The organism is Martinezella calliandrae (assembly GCF_030272695.1).
Taxonomy (GTDB): Bacteria; Pseudomonadota; Alphaproteobacteria; order Rhizobiales; family Rhizobiaceae; genus Rhizobium; species Rhizobium calliandrae.
On the sequence record NZ_JARFYN010000006.1, the window covers coordinates 88,004 to 106,333 of the forward strand.

Here is an 18,330-nt window from a genome sequence, read left to right on the forward strand (position 1 = left end):
CAGTTCTCCTTTTGTGGGGAACCTTTTGCATCCGAAAGACGTGTCACAATCGCGCCGGAGGAGGGATGACCGTAACGCCCGAAGACAAGATATACGCTCTTGGCATTTGGCGCGGACCGATCGAGATTGCTCCGCTCGCGGGTGGCATTACCAATCGCAATTACCTGGTGACCGACGGTGCCCAGCACTTCGTCGTCAGACTAGGAACGGACATTCCAGTTCACCATATCAGCCGTGCCAACGAGTTGGCCGCGAGCAAAGCCGCACATGCAGCCGGGCTCTCGCCCGCTGTCATACACTTTGAGCCGGGTGTCCTTGTACTGGATTACATCGATGCCAAACCACTTGCGGCGAAGGATATTCGCGACCCCCAGATGCTGGCGCGCATTGTACCGCTTGTTCGCTCCTGCCACCAGAATGTCGCGAAATATTTTCGTGGCGCCGGCGTGATTTTCTGGGTTTTCCACGTGGTGCGCGACTATGCCGCCGTTCTCGAAGAGGGCGGTAGTCGCCATAGTGCGTTGCTTCCTTCTTTCCTCGATATTGCCGAGCGACTGGAGCAGGCTGCCAAGCCTTTCGACATTGCTTTCGGCCATAATGACCTGCTGGCTGGCAATTTCCTCGACGATGGAAAAAGGCTTTGGCTGATCGATTGGGACTATGCCGGCTTCAACACGCCGCTCTTCGACCTTGGCGGCCTTGCATCCAACAACGAGCTCTCCGTCGACCAGGAAACGGTGATGCTGGAGGCCTATTTCGAGGCGCCGGCAGGCGACGGTCTGCGCCGGCGCTATCAGGCAATGAAATGCGCCTCGCTGCTGCGCGAGGCGATGTGGAGCATGGTTTCTGAAATCCATTCCCATATCAATTTCGATTATTCAGCCTATACGAGCGAAAATTTGGCGCGATTTGAACGCGCATATCAATCATTCCGGAGTTTATGAGGTGATGCGATGAAAGAACTGCCCCAAACAGCGAAGGCGGTCGTCATCGGCGGCGGTATCGTCGGCTGTTCGACAGCCTACCATCTTGCCAAGCTCGGGCTGACCGACACCGTCCTTCTGGAGCGAAAGCAACTGACCTCAGGCACCACGTTCCATGCCGCCGGTCTCGTTGGGCAATTGCGGACTAGTGCCAATATCACGCAGATGCTCGGCTATTCCGTCGAACTCTATAAGAGGCTGGAGGCCGAGACCGGGCTTGCCACCGGCTGGAAGATGAATGGCGGTTTGCGCCTTGCCTGCAACGAAGCACGCTGGACGGAGGTAAAAAGACAGGCGACGACGGCGCAATCCTTCGGACTGCAGATGCATCTGCTGACGCCCAAGGAAGCTTTCGATCACTGGCCGCTGATGGATATCGACGATCTGGTCGGTGCGGCCTATCTGCCGACCGACGGACAGGCCAATCCCTCCGATATCACGCAGGCGCTGGCCAAGGGCGCGCGCATGGCCGGCGTTTCCATTTTCGAGGACACCGAAGTCCTCGATCTGGAAATCGACAAGGGCAAAATCCGTGCGGTCATCACCGCCAAAGGCCGCATCGAATGCGAGCGCGTCGTGGTCTGCGCCGGGCAGTGGACGAGGAGTTTTGCTGCGCGCTTCGGCGTCAACGTGCCACTCGTGTCCGTCGAGCATCAGTATCTCGTCACCGAATCCTTCGGTGTGCCCTCAAACCTGCCGACGCTGCGCGATCCCGACAGGTTGACCTATTACAAGGAAGAGGTCGGCGGATTGGTCATGGGCGGTTATGAGCCGAATCCGATCCCTTGGGCGATCGACGGCATTCCCAAGGAGTTTCACTACACGCTGCTCGATAGCAACTTCAATCATTTCGAGCAGATCATGGAGCAGGCTCTGATGCGTGTGCCGGCGCTGCAGACGGCGGGCATCAAGCAGCTTCTGAACGGGCCGGAGAGCTTTACGCCCGACGGCAATTTCATCCTCGGCGAAGCGCCGGAGCTTCGGAACTTCTTCGTCGGCGCCGGCTTCAACGCCTTCGGCATTGCTTCCGCGGGCGGGGCTGGCATGGCGCTCGCCGAGTGGGTGGTGAAGGGCGAGCCGCCCTATGATCTCTGGCCGGTCGACATCAGGCGCTTCGGTCGCCCACATTTCGATACGGATTGGGTGCGCACTCGCACGCTCGAAGCCTATGGCAAGCACTACACCATGGCCTGGCCATTCGAGGAGCAGTCGAGTGGCCGCCCCTGCCGCAAGTCGCCGCTCTACGATCGGCTGAAGGCGCAGGGCGCCTGTTTCGGCGAAAAGCTCGGCTGGGAGCGGCCGAATTGGTTCGCCGACCTTTTTGCCGGCGAGGAGCCGAAGGACATCTACACCTATGGCCGCCAGAACTGGTTCGATGCCGTCGGGCGTGAGCACAGGGCGGTGCGCGAGGCGGCCGTGATCTTCGATCAGACCTCGTTTGCAAAATTCGTTTTGAAGGGACGAGATGCCGAAGCGACGCTCTCCTGGATCGCCGCCAACGACGTCGCCAAGCCGGTCGGCGCCCTGACCTATACGCAGATGCTGAACGACAGGGGCGGTATTGAATGCGATGTCACCGTGGCGCGTGTCGCCGAGAACGAATTCTGCATCACCACGGGCACCGGCTTCGCCACGCATGATTTCGACTGGATCGCCAGGAATATTCCGGCCGAGCTGCATGCCGAACTGGTGGATATCACCTCCGCCTATTCCGTGCTGTCGCTGATGGGACCGAATTCGCGCAGAGTGTTGGAAGCCGTCACCTCGGATGATGTATCTAATGCGGCATTTCCTTTCCTGCGCGTGAAGACCATCGGCATCGCCGGTTGCCCGGTTCGCGCGCTGCGCGTGACCTATGTCGGCGAGCTCGGTTACGAGCTGCATGTGCCGGTGGAGTATGCGGCCACCGTCTACGACGCTCTGATGGCCGCCGGCCGCGAGCACGGTTTGGCCAATGCCGGCTACCGCGCGATCGAAAGCTGCCGGCTGGAAAAGGGATATCGTGCCTGGGGTTCCGACATCGGTCCCGATCACACGCCAGTCGAGGCAGGACTGAGCTGGGCGGTGAAGATGAGGAAGAATATCGCTTTCCGCGGCCGGCAAGCCATCGAGCGACAACTGGCTTCGGGGGTGAAGAAGTTGCTCGCCTGCTTCGTGCCTGATAATCCAGAAACCGTGCTCCTCGGCCGCGAGACAATCTATCGCAACGGCCAGCGCGTCGGCTGGCTATCGAGCGGCGGCTACGGTTACACGATCGGCAAGCCGATCGGCTACGGCTACGTCCGCGATCCCGATGGCGTGACCGAGGATTTTGTGCTCAGCGGCCAGTACGAGCTCGATGTCGCGCAGCAGCGCGTGCCTTGCCGGGTGTCGCTGAAGCCGCTCTACGATCCGCAGATGGCGCGGATCAAGGATTGATCACGCAAAGACTTGTCTGAGGGGGGTGGTGACTTTGGCCGGTTTGCGCCGCCAGAAGCGGCCGTTATAACGCCAACGACGGGTTCCTTTAGAGGACGACGTGCTGTCGTTCAGATTGGGTCTTTGATATCAGGGCCGTACCTGTAAGTGCCGTCCCACTCGACAACGTCTTTTGGCCGAATTCGCTTGAAATGGGATTTCACCGGTAGCCCTGTCACGTCGCTTGCCGTACGATCTGCCGGCTGCCTTGATTGAGATTGATAGGCAATATGCTGTGCACTTGGGCCGGAAGTCGCCGCAATTGGCATTTGCCGCGTGAGATTGGAAACAGGCCGTGCTACCTCTCAAAAACTGTGATCTCCCTGTCGCCGCACCAGCCATTTTCTTGACTTGCCTTCCCTTTCATCCTCAATCGACATGCTGACAAAAGATAAAGGCGAGGGACGATGGCGGAGGCGGGCGTCAAGCTGGAGGAAAGCTGGAAAGAGGCGCTGTCGGAGGAATTCGTCAGCCCTTATATGCAGCAGCTCAAATCCTTTCTTGTTGAAGAAAAGCAGCGCGGCAAGGTGATCTTTCCGCGCGGCAGCGAATATTTCCGAGCCTTGGACCTGACGCCGCTCGATGAAGTGCAGGTCGTGATCCTCGGGCAGGATCCCTATCATGGCATCGGCCAGGCGCATGGCCTGTGCTTCAGCGTTCGTCCAGGCGTGCGCATTCCGCCGTCGCTGGTCAATATCTACAAGGAACTGGAAACCGATCTCGGCATTCCGCCGGCACGCCACGGCTTTCTGGAAAGCTGGGCGAGGCAGGGTGTATTGCTGCTCAACAGCGTGCTCACGGTCGAGGAATCCCAGGCCGCCTCGCATCAGGGCAAGGGCTGGGAACGCTTCACTGACGCTGTCATTGGCCGCGTCAATGACGAATGCGACGGCGTCGTCTTCATGTTGTGGGGCTCCTACGCGCAGAAGAAAGCCGCCTTCGTCGATACCGAGCGGCATCTCGTGCTGAAAGCCGCGCATCCGTCGCCTCTTTCAGCCCATAACGGCTTCCTCGGCTGCCGGCACTTCTCCAAAGCCAATGCCTATTTGAGCGAGCACGGCAGGGATCCGATCGACTGGGCTCTGCCGAGTGATCCGGGCAATGGCTGATGCATTGAACGACTGCCTTTTATTGTTCAACGATCAGAAACAATCCGTTTGGCTATTGGGGGCTATCGAAAAGCGGCCTCTGAGACCATCTTCTGCTCATCAGAAACGCCTGCTGTTGCGGGCGAGACAAGGGGTTAAAGATGCTCACTCAGATCAAGGGCCTTCACCACGTTACGTCGATGGCGGAAGATGCCCGCACCAACAATAAGTTCTTCACGAATACTCTTGGCCTGCGCCGTGTGAAGAAGACCGTCAATTTCGATGCGCCGGATGTCTATCACCTTTACTATGGTGACGAGATCGGTACCCCAGGTACGGTCATGACCTATTTCCCGTTCCCGAAGATGGCGCGCGGCCGTCCGGGTACCGGCGAAGTCGGCAATACCTTATTCTCCGTTCCGGAAGGCTCAATCGGTTATTGGACCGAACGGCTCGGCAAGCAGGGCGTCGAAGCTCTGAAGACCGATGAATCCTTCGGCCAGAAGCGCCTGCATTTCGCCGGTCCGGATGGTGACGGCTTTGCGCTTGTCGAGGTCAAGGACGATCATCGCGAGCCCTGGACGCATGGCGGGGTCGATGCCGAACACGCCATCAGAGGCTTTCATTCCGTCGCCATGCGGCTGCGGGACGAGGGCGCAACGGGCGAACTGCTGAAGTATATGGGCTATGAAGTGGTCGATACGCATGAAGGCGTCAAGCGGCTGGCTATTCCCGGCGGCAACGGCGCAGATTTCGTCGACCTCGAAACCATGCCGAACATCGGCCGTGCGCTTCCCGGAGCGGGTTCTGTCCACCACGTTGCCTTTGCCGTCGAGAACCGCGCAAAGCAACTCGAAGTACGCAAGGCGCTGATGGATACGGGATATCAGGTCACGCCGGTCATCGACCGCGATTACTTCTGGGCGATCTATTTCCGCACGCCGGGCGGCGTGCTGTTCGAAGTCGCCACCAACGAGCCCGGTTTCAACCGCGACGAAGATACGGCCCATCTCGGCGAGGCGCTGAAGCTGCCGGAACAGCACGCTCATCTGCGCGCACTGCTCGAGCAGCATCTCGAACCGCTGGACGCCTAATTACGGGGGTTATCATGACGAATGCGACCTATGTGCACCGGGTGAAGCCCGGTGCACCCGGTAAGCCTATTCTCTTCACCTTCCACGGTACGGGTGGCGACGAGAACCAATTCTTCGATTTCGCCAGCCGCCTGCTGCCGGAAGCGACCATCGTCTCGCCACGTGGCGACGTCTCGGAATATGGCGCAGCGCGCTTTTTCCGGCGTACGGGTGAGGGGGTCTACGACATGGCGGATCTTGCCCGCGCCACGGAGAAGATGGCCACCTATGTCAAAGGCCTAGCCGTAGACCACGGTGCCTCGCAGGTGCTCGGCCTCGGTTTCTCCAATGGAGCCAATATTCTCGCCAATGTGCTGATCGAGCATGGCGAGCTCTTCGACGCCGCCGTGCTGATGCATCCGCTGATCCCGTTTCAGCCGCGCGACAACGAAAAGCTCGACGGTAGGCGAGTGCTGATCACCGCCGGCGAACGCGACCCGATCTCGCCGGCGCCGGTGACCAAGGCACTGGCGGATTATTTTTCCCGGCAGAAGGCCGAGGTAAGGCTCGACTGGCATTCGGGCGGCCACGACATCCGCCAGAACGAGATCGAAGCGATCCACAGCTTCTTCGCACCCTACGCGTAAATGCGGGCAAAGCTTTGGGCGCATGGCAGTCATCGACCGCTGTGCGCCCAGCTATTTTCCGATCATGATCAACATCGCCTTTGCTTGCGCATCAGCTGCCTGCCTGCCGGCCTGATCGATATAGCCCGATCCGCAGAAATGCTCGAGATTGATGGTGTCGGCGCTATCCGTTTCCGAGTGCCCGGATTTTGCGATCACGATTTGCCATGCGCAGCCGAGGATCTTGTCTGGCTGGATCGCGTTGTCGCAGCCTGTACTCAGGCAGAACGCCACATTTCGTTGCGCCCGATATTTCCCTGCAATGGCGGCGCCAAATTCGGTTTTCCAACTATCCCGTGTCTTCCGGCAAGCGCTTGGAACGCTGCTTTGGCTGCATTCCGCCAAGGGATTGATAAAGGTTTCGGCGGCGGGCCATGGTACGGCATCCACCAAGCTCACACAGCCGCATGCAAATAGGCTTGCCAGCAAAAGCTGCATTGATTCTCCCTCTCCCGAAACTTGCCACACCGTAAGGACACTCAAAATATCCGCAAGACGGACGGGCTGTTTCCTGTTGAATTCGCCGGAAGCCTGGCAGCGATAAATCAGGTACACAAATATAAGCGTGGCACTCCTGCAACCGCCGCACTTCTTCTTGCATTCGCGTCACGCCGCGCCGCAAGCTCTGCTTGTCGCTCGTCCCGGCGCTCGCTAATAGTCGAAGCCTAAAAGGGTTGGGGGATTCGTCGTGACGCTGGCGGAGCAGCAGCAATATCGGCTGGGCGTAATCTATGTGGCGTGCTCAGCCCTGGCTTGGTCGAGCTCCGGCCTGTTCGTGCGCTCGATCCATGCGGATTTGATGACCATCCTCTTTTGTCGCGGCATCGTCTCGGGCCTCGGCGTCTTTGCTCTGTTCTTCTATCTTGAGCGCGGCAGGGCCTGGCGCATTCTTCGCGCCATGCGTTGGCCGTCGCTGGCGGCGACGGTGTTTTCCACCGCGTCGATGATCAGCGGCATTGGCTCGATCTATTATACCTCCGTCGCCGATGCGATGGTCATCTATGCGACCGTGCCCTTCGTCACTGCGGGTGTCGCCTATGTCTTCATCAGGGAGCGTCCAAGCATGGCGACCTTGGTTGCCAGCGCCGTGGCTCTTGTCGGGGTGCTCGTCATGCTCTCCGGCGATGCGGGTGATAGCGGTGGTTGGCTCGGCAAGGTCCTGGCGGGCATCATGACGGTTACGGTCGCCGGCCTTGCCGTCGTCATGCGCCAGCACCGAGATGTGCCGATGCTGCCGGCGATGGCCTTGTCTGCCTGGCTCTGCTCCTTCATCACCTTCTGGTTCGCTTCGCCGATGCTGGTGTCGGGACATGATCTCGGCCTGATCATCGCCTTCGGCATCATTCAGAACGCCATGGGTCTTAGCCTTTATACTTTCGGCGCGCGGCTGATACCGGCTGCCGATGCGAGCCTTCTGACCTCGCTCGAGGTGCCGCTGACGCCATTGTGGGTCTGGATCTTCCTCGCCGAGCGGCCGTCGCAGCCGACCTTGATCGGCGGCGCGATCGTGCTTGCAGCGCTCTTCGGCCATATCCTGCTGGAAGTCCGGCGAAACCGGGCAGTAGAGCCGGCGCAGGTGCTCTGAGCGCCTTGCCCAGTTGCCGGTGAAATGCTGAAATCGGCGCGACCAATGGGAACCGATAGAATGAAAAAGATCATCAATCCGCCAGCCGTCCGCCGCCCCTTCGGCAACTACAATCACGGCCTGCTGGTGCCGCCGGGCGCGAGTCTCTTGGTCACGTCAGGCCAGCTTGGTATCGCCCTTGGTGACAGCGTTCCATCTGACATCACGAGCCAGGCCGAGCTCTGCTTTTTGGCGATCAAGGCGATCCTCGAAGAGGCGGATATGAGTTTCGCCGACGTCATCCGCATTTCCGGCTTCGTCACCAGACGCGAGGATTTCCCTGCCTATATGGCCGTGCGTGACCGATATACGCTCGATCCGAAGCCGGTCTCGACACTGATCATCGTCGGTGGGTTTACGCGGCCGGAGTTTCTCGTGGAGGTCGAGGTAACGGCGGCGAAGGTGATGTGAGGGAAAACCTCCGTGGCAAACCGTGCTCCGTCTGTTCGCCGATCAGAAGCGCTCCATCTCCCGCCGCACCCTCTCCAGAAAACGCTTTCTCGTCTCTTCCGTCGAACGGTTCATGTCGTATTGGGCGAGGAAGACGACGGGAGCGAAGGGTTTGATCATGGCGCGGAGCATGCGCTTGATGATTTTCTTCGGCGGATTGCCGACGATGAAGGCGCGAAAAGGATCGGCGCCATAGGTCATCACAGCGCCGAGCTTTCGGATATGCCGTAGCTTCGAAGTCACCTTGCCGTTCACGAGTTCGAAGGTGACGCCCGGCAGCCAGACGCGGTCGAAGTAGCCTTTCAGGATCGCTGGAAAGCCGAAATTCCAGACCGGCGTGACAATAACCAGTGCTTCGGCGCGCTGGAGCCGCTCGACATAGGATTTCACCGCTTCGGTATTCATTGGATAGTCGTGGTAAATCATCCGATCATGGCGCGATAGCACGGGGTCGAAGCCCTCGGCGTAGAGGTTGCAGTCGTCGACCTCGTGCCCGGCTGCCTTCAGGCTCTCGATCGTCTGCCGGTGCAGGGCCGCACCAAAACTCTCTTCGACGGGATGCGAATGGAGCACGAGAACCCTCATGAGGCCTCCATCAGCGCCGCAAGACCGGGGAAGAGATAGTTCTGGCCGGCCGCGAAATCGAAGTTGGGATTGTCCCAGGCGATCATCTTGCCGGGGTTCAGCAGGCCCTTCGGGTCGGTCTCCTTCTTGAAGGCGAGCTGGACAGTGTCCGTCTGCTTCATGCCGCCTTCCTCCAGCGTATAGCGGTGGGGATTGAAGATGGGGCAGCCGTGATCCTGATGGATGCGGATGATCTCTTCCAGCCGCGCCTCCGACGTGTAACGCACCAGCGGCAGGCCGGAACACTGGATCTGGCCGTCGAACCTGATGAACTCGAGATGGCCAGGCACCTCGTCGCCGAAGATCTCGACCATCTTCTGTACCTTGGCGACGTGATCCGGGCCCGGATATTGCACTTGCAGATAGGTGATGGTCGGGTCGACCTTGATGGCGCGCAGTGTCGTGTGGTTCCAGGCGAGTTCATAGGCGTGCGGAATACCCTTCATGCTCTCGACCTTGTCGGAACGGAAGGTGATCTCGCCCTTCTGCTGGCTGGTGAAGGCCAGGAACGGGTCCATGGCATGCGGCGCGATCATCAGCGCCACGATCGATTGGCCTTGACGAATGTAGGGCTTGTGGCGGGCAAAATATTCGAAAGGGATGGGTGCCGCGATGGGCGCAATCTCCTTGACCAGGATGCCGTTGCATTTGGCCAGCGCGTCCGAGAAGCGCACGGAGTCCATGAAATCGTCATAGCCGACCAGTACATCCACCCAGTCATAGGCCGGGGCGAGCGGCATTTCGATCTCGGTGATGATGCCATTGGTCCCGTAGGCGTGGCTGACCTTGGTCAGGTCCCAACCGGTGAGGTCGAGCACGCGCGGTTCGGCTTCCATCGTGACGACGCGCAAGCGGAGGATATTGCCGATGTCGCGCAACCCGCCCCACGTGATCGAGCCAACGCCGCCGGAGCCGCCGGCGATGAAGCCGCCGATGGTCGCCGTCTGCGCGGTAGAGGGGTGAAAGCGCAGCTCCTGGCCGGAATGCGCCTTGGTCTGGCGGTCGAGTTCGGCAATGACGATGCCCGGCTCGCAGATGACGCGACCGGGATGAATTTGCTTGACCTTGTTCATGGCAGCGAGGTTCAGCACGATGCCGCCGGAGAGCGGCATGGCCTGGCCGTAATTGCCGGTGCCGGAGCCGCGCGGGGTGACGGGCACATCATGGGCATAGGCCACCTTCAGTGTGCGGATAACCTCTTCCTCAGTCTTCGGCGTCACCACGAGATCGGCGGTGACATTGTCGAGCTGTGCCTTCAGGATTGGCGAATACCAGTAGAAATCCCGGCTCTTCTGGCGCACCAGCGCCGGATTGTCTTCGACGGCGATACCTTCGAGTTCTTTCTTGATGAGCTGATAGTCCGGCATGTCAGGCTCCAATAACGGTGTCGAGTTCGCGGTAATCCGGCAGGCTGCGGTCGATCACCTTGCCTTTGCGAAGGACGACGCGGTCGGACTGCGGACGGGAGAGGAATTCGCTCCAGCGCCTTGCACTGAAGAGGACGAGATCGGCAGGGCCACCCACGGCGATGCGACCAACATCGGGGCGGCCGAGAATGGCTGAAGCAGAGGTGGTGATCACCCGGGCGGCGGTATCCAGCGGATGGTCGAGATGCAGGATCCGCACGGCTTCGCGGAAGACCTCGACGGGGTCGAGGTCGCCATAGGCGTAGAAGGGATCGCGGGTATTGTCGGAGGCAACCGCGGTCGGCACGCCCGCGGCAGCCAATTCATGCAGCAATGTCACGCCGCGCCAGCGCGGCGTTCGGCCCGCGTGGCGGTCCTGCAGATACATGTTGCACATTGGCAGCGAGACGACCGAAATCCCCGCCTTGGCGACAAGGTCGATGGTGGCAGCGACAGTATCCTCATCTTGGCGGGCGAGAGAGCAACAATGGCCGGCGGTAACCTTGCCAGTGAAGCCGTTGCGCAGCACCGCCTCGGCGATCGCCTTCAGCGTCAGAACCTGTTTGTCCTCGGTCTCGTCGACATGAAGGTCGATATCGAGACCGTAGTCCGCGGCGGCACGGATCAGCTTGTCGAGCTGGCGGTCGATATCGGGGTTCGTCTGCGTGACGCCGCCGATCAGGCCGCCGGCATCGCGGATCACCATGAGGAGGTCGGCGAAGAAGGCGTCATCGGCCATGGCATCCAGCGGGAAAAGAGCGACGGCCTGTAGCGCGATCTTTTCTTTCCAGGTCTCGCGCATCTGCGAGAAAACCTCGAAGGAAATGCGGTGCTGGGGTGCCAGTGAGTCGAGATGGGTACGGATCAGGCTGGTGCCGTGGGCATAGGCCGAGCGCAGCGAAAATTCCATGCGCTTCCTGACATCGTCAGCCGACCAATTGGCCTCGCGATCGGCACGCACGGCCTCGAGCGCGCCCACGAAACTGCCGTCCGGATTGGCACGGCGCTCCCAGATATGGCCCTTGTCGATATGAGTATGCATGTCGGCAAAGGTCGGCCAGACCATGCCGTCCCTCATGTCGGCCTTGGCGAATTCCGCCGGCGCGCTGCCCGCTGGCAGGATGTCCTTGATGAGGCCATCGGCAACGACGATGTCGGCTTTCATGAGGCCTTCGCTTGACGGACCGGTGAAGCCTGCGACAGTCACTGCGGGGACGGTGGCGTTGCTCAGCACGAAGCGCGCGGCGTTCGGCGGGGACATGAAGGAGTAGGACATCAGTTCTCCCGCTTGAGGCTGCTTTCATGCCAGCGATGCAGGCTCAGCCATGAGATGAAGGAGGTGAGGGCGAAGATGGCGACACCGAGTGCCGATAGCAGCAGCAGGGCGGCGAACAGGCGCGGCATGTTCTGTCGGTATTGCGCCTCCAGCAGGCGGAAGGCGAGGCCGGAATTGGGGCCACCGGAGCCAGCGGCAAATTCAGCGACCACGGAGGCGATCAGCGATAGGCCGCCGCCGATTCTGAGGCCTGTCATGAAATAAGGCTGGGCTGCCGGCAGCTTCAGATGCAACAGCGTCTGCCAGCGCGAGGCGCCATAGAGATCGAAAAGATTCAAGAGGTTATGGTCGACGCTCTTCAGCCCTTGCACCATGTTGGAGAGGATCGGAAAGAAGGCGACGAGGAAGCCGCAGATCAGCAGCGCGGATTCGCGGGTAGGCGCGTAGATCAGGATCAACGGCGCGATCGCCACGATCGGTGTCACCTGCAGGATGACGGCGAGCGGATAGAAGGCGAGTTCGATCCAGCGCGATTGCACGAGGAAGATCGCGAAGCCGACGCCGCCGATCAGCGCAAGCGCCAACGAGATGAAGGTGATTTCGGTCGTTACCCAGAGCGCCGGCGAAAGGACGCCCCAATCGGACACCAGCGATTTCGCAACGGCGAGCGGACTAGGCAGGATATATTGCGGGATGCCGGCGCCAACGACAAGAAGCTGCCAGAGGAGGATCAATACGGTCACGGTCAGCAGCGGCACGAGAATGCCGAGCGAACGTTCGGCAATCCCAGTTCGGATGGCGAATTCTGATGGCGCATCGGCGGTTTCTGTCTGAAGGTTGACGGGTAGGCTGGTGCTGTCGCTCATGAATGCGCCTCCGGCCAACCAATGGCCTCGATCAGGGAACGGGAGACCTTTTCACAAACCTGGCGATATTCCTCGGAAGACCGGTAGAGGAGGTCGCGTTCGCCGCTGGTGTCCAGTGGAAAATCGGCGTGCACACGGCCGGGGCGCGCCTTCATCACGACGATGCGGTTTGAGAGATAGGCGGACTCGTAGACGGAGTGAGTGACGAAGATCACCGTAATGCCGGTGTTCCTCCACAGCCGCAGCACATCGTCGTTGAGTTTTTGGCGGGTGATCTCGTCGAGCGCCGCAAAAGGCTCATCCAGCAGCAGCAGCTTCGGCTTGGTAACCAGCGCGCGAGCGATGGAGACGCGCATCTTCATGCCGCCGGACAATTCGCGCGGGTAAGCATCCGCGAAATCCTGCAGGCCGACGGTCGCCAGTGTTGCCATGATCTGGTCGTAGGCGGCGACTTTGGCAACGCCGCGCAGCTTCAACGGCAGATGGACATTGTCGAAGACGGTTTTCCAGGGAAGCAGTGTCGGCTCCTGAAAAACGAAACCGATATCGCCCTCCGGCACCCCTTTGGAATTAATGCGTGAACTCGGCCAGTCGATTGTGCCGCTGGAGGCGCCGCCGAGGCCGGCAATGATGCGCAGCGCCGTCGACTTGCCGCAGCCGGAAGGGCCGAGCAGGCTAATGAACTCGCCGCTTTCAACATTGAGCGACATGCCGGAAAGCGCCAGCGTGCCGTTGGAAAAGACTTTGGAGACCTGTTCCATGACGACCAGCGGCCGCTTGCGCGCTTCTGTCGTGGGGGCAGCGGTTGCATTGGGTGTGGTCATACTCTGGCTCTCTGTCGATGTCAGCAGGCGGCTTCGGAGCAAGAATTGCCCCTAACCCTAGACCTCTCCCCGCGTGAAGGGAGAGGGGACTATCGTGTTCCTGCCCGCCGATCTCAGTCACCATGGCCTGTGGCGGAAGCAGCAGCTCTTTTTGTTCGGCGCACGCGTCTTATACTCTGTCATTGCCTTTCCCCGCGAGCGGGCAGAGGGAAAGGGTGAGGGGCTGCTCTGCTTGATCGTCACTTTTTCAACGACATGCCAACGCCCTTGCACGCGAACTGCGGGTCAAAAGCCTTCTTGTAATCCGTATCCGCCTCGAAGAGCTTGATCTGCACCATTTGGTCGAAGAACTTCTTGTAGTGCGCATCGGTGATGCAGCCGATACCCTTGTCCGCTGCGTCACCGGACTCCAGGATGCCGTATTCCTTCATCTTCGCGATGGAATAGGCGATCTGGCCGTCGGTCATGTCAGGATTGTCCTTCTTGATCAGTTCGTTGGCCGCCTTGTTGTCACCGTAGAGATAGTTGTACCAGCCTTCGATCGAGGCGTTGACGAAACGCTGCACGAGGTCCGGGTTTTTCTGAACGAGTGACGTCTGCGTCGTGATCATCGTCGAATAGGGCGAATAGCCGCTGTCGGCGAGCAGGAAGACCTTCGGTTCCCAGCCGGTCTGCTTCTGGATTTCATAGGGTTCGGAGGTCAGGTAACCCTGCTGCGCCGACTGCTTGTCGGCGAGGAATGGCGCCGGGCTGAAATTATAGGGCTTGTACTGTTCGTCCTTGAAGCCCCGGAAGTTGGCCTTCATCCATTCGAAGAAAGTGACGTAGCCGTCCTTGCCGAGGAAGATCGTCGGCAGTTTGGCGAGGTCCTCGAATTTTTCGACACCGGCATCAGGATGGGCGATCAGCACCTGCGGGTCCTTCTGGAAGATGGCGGCGACGTCGACGATCGGGATGCCCTGTTTGACCGCATCGATTTCCTGCTGCGGGCTGCCCATGTAGAAATCGATCTTGCCGGAAATCAGCAGCGCTTGGTTGGCAGCGTTCGGGCCACCCTGAACGATTTCGACATCCAGGCCATATTTCTTGTACGTGCCGTCGGCGATCGCCTGGTAGAAGCCGCCATGTTCGGCCTCGGCCAACCAGTTGGTCCCATAGGTCACCTTGTCGAGGGCGCTTGCCGGCTGCGCGACAGCGACAGCGGCGACGAGGCCCATGACGGCGAGAAATGCTTTGGTCTTCAATGCATTGGACATGGCCGGTTGTTCCCCTTATCTGCCATCGGACGCCGCGATTGACGCCCATTTTCCGCATTTGAGCGATTGCGTTGCGCTTTGAAAAGCATCAAAATTCGTGCGCATTGATGCCTTTTAGGCATCTCAGCTTGCGCCTGTGCCTAAATTGTGCGGCCTGGGCAAAATTTATGCAATGGGGATATGCATGCTGCACTCGAGACGGCTTCTTTACATCAACGAGATTGCCCGCTGCGGCTCGATCCGAAAGGCGGCGGCGAGGCTCAATGTAGCGTCCTCGGCGATCAACCGGCAGATTCTGGCGCTGGAAGAGGAGATGGGAGCGCCGCTGTTCGAGCGGCTGCCGCGCGGCCTCAGACTGACTGCGGCAGGCGAGCTCTGCATCGAGCATATCCGCGAGGTTTTGAAGAATTATGAGCGGCTGGAAGGGCGCATCCGCAGTTTGAAGATGCAGCAGGCCGGCAAGGTCAGGATTGTCACGACCGTCGGGCTTGCCTCCGGGCCGCTGCCGGAGATCATCGCGCGCTTTCTTTCCGAACATCCGCGCGTCTTCATCCAGCTGCGAAACGATTCCGGCTCCACGACCTTGGCGCCGGTGCTGTCGGGCGAAGTCGACATCGGCCTGGGCTTCAACATCCCGGCGACACCGGGCATCCGTTCGCTCGGCAATTTCGATATTCCGATTGGGGTCGTGCTGCCGCCGGGGCATCCGCTGATCGGGCCGGGGCCGATCAATCTCGCCGATGTCGTAGAAGAGCGGCTGCTGCTGGCGCAGCCAGGCACCAGCCTGCGCGACGTCATCAATCTCACTCTGGCGCGGCTACCGCTACAAGTGGAGCCCGTGTTGGAAAGCAACGCGTCGGAGATGTTGAAGCAGCTGGTCAAATGCGGGGCAGGGCTGACGCTGTTGAACCCGCTCGATGTCATCACCGAATGCCGGCGCGGCGAACTCGTGTTCCGGTCGATCGCCGAGCCGCATTCGCGGCATCAGCCGATGAAGCTCTTTGCCCGCACGCGTGCGCCGCTCGACGCAGCGACGAGCCTGTTCGTGGAATATCTGCTTGCCGAACTGGCCGGGCTGGTGGAGGAGCTGCAGGTCAAGGGGCACATTTCGGCGGCATCGGAACGCCGCCGGCCGGAAGCTTATTTCGAATAGAGGTTCGACAAGGGATAGTCCCTGAGATCGCGCATCAATTCGATGAAGCCCTGCACCTGGTGGCGGCAGATGAGCGCGCCTTTTTCCGCCGTGGCGTTGGCGGCATTGCCGACGACGCCGTTGGGATTGAGATCGTGGGCGATCCAAGCGAGTGAATGCGGCGGCAGCGGCTGCAGATAGTTCGACTGCTCCTTCATCCATTCCGCCTTGGAGGCGAAATTCTCTGCCTTGTCCATCTGCACCAGCTCGGGGCGGAAATGCAACATCAGCGAGGTCTCGACGTCCCCGCCATGGATGCCGTAGCGCTGCTCGTGGTCGCTGATCATGCCGTCCGGCGTGCCGAAACGCGTCCATTGCGTGGCAACGACCGCCATCTGGCAGCGCACCCGCAATTCGCGTGCAACGATGCCCATGATGTCGAGATTGCCGCCATGCGAATTGACGATCACCATCTTGCGAATGCCGGTCTCGGCAACCTCCGCGCCAATCGCCGTCCAGACCGGGATCAGCAGCTCGGCGCCGAGGGACAGCGTGCCGGGGCCGTGGATATGTTCGTTGGCCTTGCCGATTTCCTGCGTCGGCAACACCAGGAAGTCCAGGTCGTCTGGGCGTTGTGTCCTTAGCTCGGCCAGCATGCCGTTTGCGATGGCGACGTCGGTCGCGATCGGCAGATGCGGGCCGTGCTGCTCGGTCGAGGCGATCGGCAGGATGGCGATCGTGGTGTCGGGCGAGAGGCCGGCGAAATCATAGGTCGTCAGTTCGTTCCAATAGAAGGGCTTTGCCATCGCCAATTCCTCTCATGCGCTTCGCTTTTGTAACGGATACGGCAAGGATGATAGCGGGGGAAAGCATCAATTTGCGGGCGTGGTGCTGCCTTTTTGCGTGCACGTCGTGCGCACCCAGCATCGCGACCGTTATCGGCCGCGAAGCTCCGTCTCCTGAGGATGGCTGTAAATGCCAGTCAAGGCTTCATTCGAGCGCACCGCCGGTAAAGACCGAGAGGTCGCTGCCCTCGAAATCGGTTGAGCGGCTAACTTGCTCCCATTCCGCCGCTTCCTTTGTGCGCGCCGCTTCCGCCAAGCCAAAGACGAAGAGGGCATCGCGGCCGAGGAGGAGGTGGTTGGGCAGAGTGTCCCTTTGCGCCAGATCGAGGATTACCTTCGCGATTTTTTGCGGGTCGCCGAATTCCTTGCCCGCGAGATGCTTCAGCATGCCATAGACAGCACCGACGCTCGGTTGATAGTCGGGTAACAGTTCGACATTGGTGCCGGCAGCAGTCTGTGCCCAGTTGGTGCGCATGCTGCCGGGTTCGAGCGCCGTAACCTTGACGCCGAAAGATGCGACTTCCTTGGCGAGGACCTCGGTGAAGCCACCGACCGCCCATTTGGCCGCCTGATAGGCGCTGAGGCCTGGTGTGCCGACGCGGCCGCCGACTGAGGAGATGTTGATGATGTGGCCGAAACGTTGCGCGCGCATGACCGGCAGGGCGGCTCGCGTCAGGTTGACGACACCGTAGAAGTTCGTGTCGATCTGCGCTTTGAACTCGTCATCCGATGTCTGTTCGAACGGCGACCTATGTCCGAAGCCGGCATTGTTGACGAGCACGTCGATGCCGCCGAAGGTATCGACGGCTATTTGGACCGCCGCTTTCGCCGCGGCGGCGTCGGTGACGTCGAGGGTGGCGATCGTGATCCGATCGCCATATTGTTTCGCCAGGTCATCCAGCCGACCCGGATTGCGTGCCGTCGCCACCAGACGGTCACCATTACCGAGAACGGCCTCGGCGAGCGTGCGCCCCAGTCCACTGGCGCTTCCTGTTATCAGCCATGTCTTTGACATCTTCGTCTCCTTTTGAGTGAGTACATGCTCATTATATGCCGAAATAAAAAGGGATCATTTATTGGAAATCGCGCCCCAGTAGGTCTCGAAGCCTGAGCGACGGTAGCTTTCGATATTGCCAGGATCGCGGTGGATGAATTCGAGGACCATATCAGTCAGCACGTCGGTGGTGGCGCTAAGCATGTCCTTCGGCTGCTGCCGGAATATGCCTGATTGAAAGCCCTCCTCCAGCATCGATTGGATATCTCGGAAAGTGGCCATGCCGGCCTTGCGGGTCGCCTCGGTCACTTTGTCCGAAACGCCAAGCTGGCGCAGCGCTCTCCGTTTTGCCGGGTTTTTCGCTCCCCAATCGATGGATTGGTTCCACAGGTGCTCGCAACGTGCTTTCACGCTCGCCTCTGTCGGATAGCCGGCAGCGATTGTAGCCTTCATGTCCGTTTTGAGCGCAAGGTAGAGCTCGTTGAGCAAATCGTCCTTGGTCGGGAAATAGACAAACAATGTCCCCTCGGCGATGCCGGCATCCTTGGCGATCTTCGCGGTCGAGGCGGAAACTCCAAGAGACGCTACGGCCTCGGCGGCTGCCGCCAATATGGCGCTACGCTTTTCTTCGCTGAGGGGTCGTGCCATGGCTTCAATTCATTTAATGAGTGAGTACATCCTCAGTTATAAGGGTTGCGCTTAATGATGTCAACGATGGTCCGCTTTTCCAAATTCAAGAAATATGC

The 18,330-nt window shown here is 60.0% G+C and carries 18 protein-coding genes; 8 read left to right on the top strand and 10 right to left on the bottom strand.

The window, feature by feature from the left end:
• Positions 1–65: 65 nt before the first annotated feature.
• The 5 genes from PY650_RS06375 (at position 66) to PY650_RS06395 (ending at position 6,248) form a co-directional block, all read left to right on the top strand.
• Positions 66–944, top strand: coding sequence for a phosphotransferase (locus PY650_RS06375; RefSeq protein WP_285878206.1), 879 nt, complete (start codon positions 66–68; stop codon positions 942–944).
• 9 nt (positions 945–953) lie between these two features.
• The gene (locus PY650_RS06380; protein WP_285878207.1) at positions 954–3,401 is read left to right on the top strand and encodes a GcvT family protein; all 2,448 of its coding nucleotides are present in this window, start codon (positions 954–956) and stop codon (positions 3,399–3,401) included.
• 446 nt (positions 3,402–3,847) lie between these two features.
• Positions 3,848–4,549 carry a uracil-DNA glycosylase gene (gene ung, locus PY650_RS06385; protein ID WP_285878208.1) on the top strand — a complete coding sequence of 234 codons (702 nt, stop codon included), beginning with the start codon at positions 3,848–3,850 and terminating at the stop codon, positions 4,547–4,549.
• A gap of 140 nt (positions 4,550–4,689) precedes the next feature.
• Positions 4,690–5,622, top strand: coding sequence for a VOC family protein (locus tag PY650_RS06390; RefSeq protein WP_285878209.1), 933 nt, complete (start codon positions 4,690–4,692; stop codon positions 5,620–5,622).
• Positions 5,623–5,636: 14 nt separating this feature from the next.
• Positions 5,637–6,248, top strand: a complete 612-nt coding sequence (locus PY650_RS06395; protein ID WP_285878210.1) for an alpha/beta hydrolase — start codon at positions 5,637–5,639, stop codon at positions 6,246–6,248.
• Positions 6,249–6,299: 51 nt separating this feature from the next.
• On the opposite strand, the gene PY650_RS06400 is transcribed toward PY650_RS06395, so the two are convergent.
• Positions 6,300–6,725: a hypothetical protein gene (locus PY650_RS06400; RefSeq protein WP_285878211.1), complete on the bottom strand. Its 426-nt coding sequence runs from the start codon at positions 6,723–6,725 to the stop codon at positions 6,300–6,302.
• Positions 6,726–6,975: 250 nt separating this feature from the next.
• Here PY650_RS06400 and PY650_RS06405 point away from each other — a divergent pair, with 250 nt between their 5' ends.
• Both PY650_RS06405 and PY650_RS06410 read left to right on the top strand, forming a co-directional pair.
• Positions 6,976–7,872, top strand: a complete 897-nt coding sequence (locus PY650_RS06405) for a DMT family transporter (protein ID WP_285878212.1) — start codon at positions 6,976–6,978, stop codon at positions 7,870–7,872.
• Between the two features lie 60 nt (positions 7,873–7,932).
• Entirely contained in the window at positions 7,933–8,322 is a 390-nt protein-coding gene (locus PY650_RS06410) for a RidA family protein (RefSeq protein ID WP_285878213.1), read from the top strand.
• Positions 8,323–8,364: 42 nt separating this feature from the next.
• Here the strand turns inward: PY650_RS06410 and PY650_RS06415 are convergent, their stop codons facing one another.
• The 6 genes from PY650_RS06415 to PY650_RS06440 form a co-directional block, all read right to left on the bottom strand.
• Positions 8,365–8,946, bottom strand: a complete 582-nt coding sequence (locus PY650_RS06415) for an NAD(P)H-dependent oxidoreductase (protein ID WP_285878214.1) — start codon at positions 8,944–8,946, stop codon at positions 8,365–8,367.
• On the bottom strand, positions 8,943–10,352 hold the full coding sequence (locus tag PY650_RS06420) for an FAD-binding oxidoreductase (protein ID WP_285878215.1): 1,410 nt from the start codon (positions 10,350–10,352) through the stop codon (positions 8,943–8,945). The genes PY650_RS06415 and PY650_RS06420 overlap by 4 nt, the downstream gene beginning before the upstream one ends.
• A gap of 1 nt (position 10,353) precedes the next feature.
• Entirely contained in the window at positions 10,354–11,667 is a 1,314-nt protein-coding gene (locus PY650_RS06425; protein WP_285878216.1) for a cytosine deaminase, read from the bottom strand.
• Complete coding sequence (locus PY650_RS06430; protein ID WP_285878217.1) at positions 11,667–12,533, bottom strand: ABC transporter permease; 867 nt, start codon at positions 12,531–12,533, stop codon at positions 11,667–11,669. The genes PY650_RS06425 and PY650_RS06430 overlap by 1 nt, the downstream gene beginning before the upstream one ends.
• Complete coding sequence (locus PY650_RS06435) at positions 12,530–13,357, bottom strand: ABC transporter ATP-binding protein (RefSeq protein WP_285878218.1); 828 nt, start codon at positions 13,355–13,357, stop codon at positions 12,530–12,532. Before PY650_RS06435 ends, PY650_RS06430 begins: the two co-directional genes overlap by 4 nt.
• Before the next feature lie 239 nt (positions 13,358–13,596).
• Positions 13,597–14,613, bottom strand: coding sequence for an ABC transporter substrate-binding protein (locus PY650_RS06440; protein WP_285878219.1), 1,017 nt, complete (start codon positions 14,611–14,613; stop codon positions 13,597–13,599).
• A 184-nt stretch (positions 14,614–14,797) separates the two neighbouring features.
• Between PY650_RS06440 and PY650_RS06445 the strand changes: the two genes are divergently transcribed.
• Positions 14,798–15,766 carry a LysR family transcriptional regulator gene (locus PY650_RS06445; protein WP_285878220.1) on the top strand — a complete coding sequence of 323 codons (969 nt, stop codon included), beginning with the start codon at positions 14,798–14,800 and terminating at the stop codon, positions 15,764–15,766.
• On the opposite strand, the gene PY650_RS06450 is transcribed toward PY650_RS06445, so the two are convergent.
• The 3 genes from PY650_RS06450 to PY650_RS06460 form a co-directional block, all read right to left on the bottom strand.
• On the bottom strand, positions 15,754–16,551 hold the full coding sequence (locus tag PY650_RS06450) for a creatininase family protein (protein ID WP_285878221.1): 798 nt from the start codon (positions 16,549–16,551) through the stop codon (positions 15,754–15,756). The two genes, PY650_RS06445 and PY650_RS06450, sit on opposite strands and share 13 nt — an antisense overlap.
• Positions 16,552–16,735: 184 nt before the next feature.
• A complete protein-coding gene (locus PY650_RS06455; protein WP_285878222.1) occupies positions 16,736–17,605 on the bottom strand; it encodes an oxidoreductase in 870 nt (289 codons plus the stop codon).
• A 54-nt stretch (positions 17,606–17,659) separates the two neighbouring features.
• A complete protein-coding gene (locus PY650_RS06460) occupies positions 17,660–18,232 on the bottom strand; it encodes a TetR/AcrR family transcriptional regulator (protein WP_285878223.1) in 573 nt (190 codons plus the stop codon).
• Positions 18,233–18,330 lie beyond the last annotated feature (98 nt).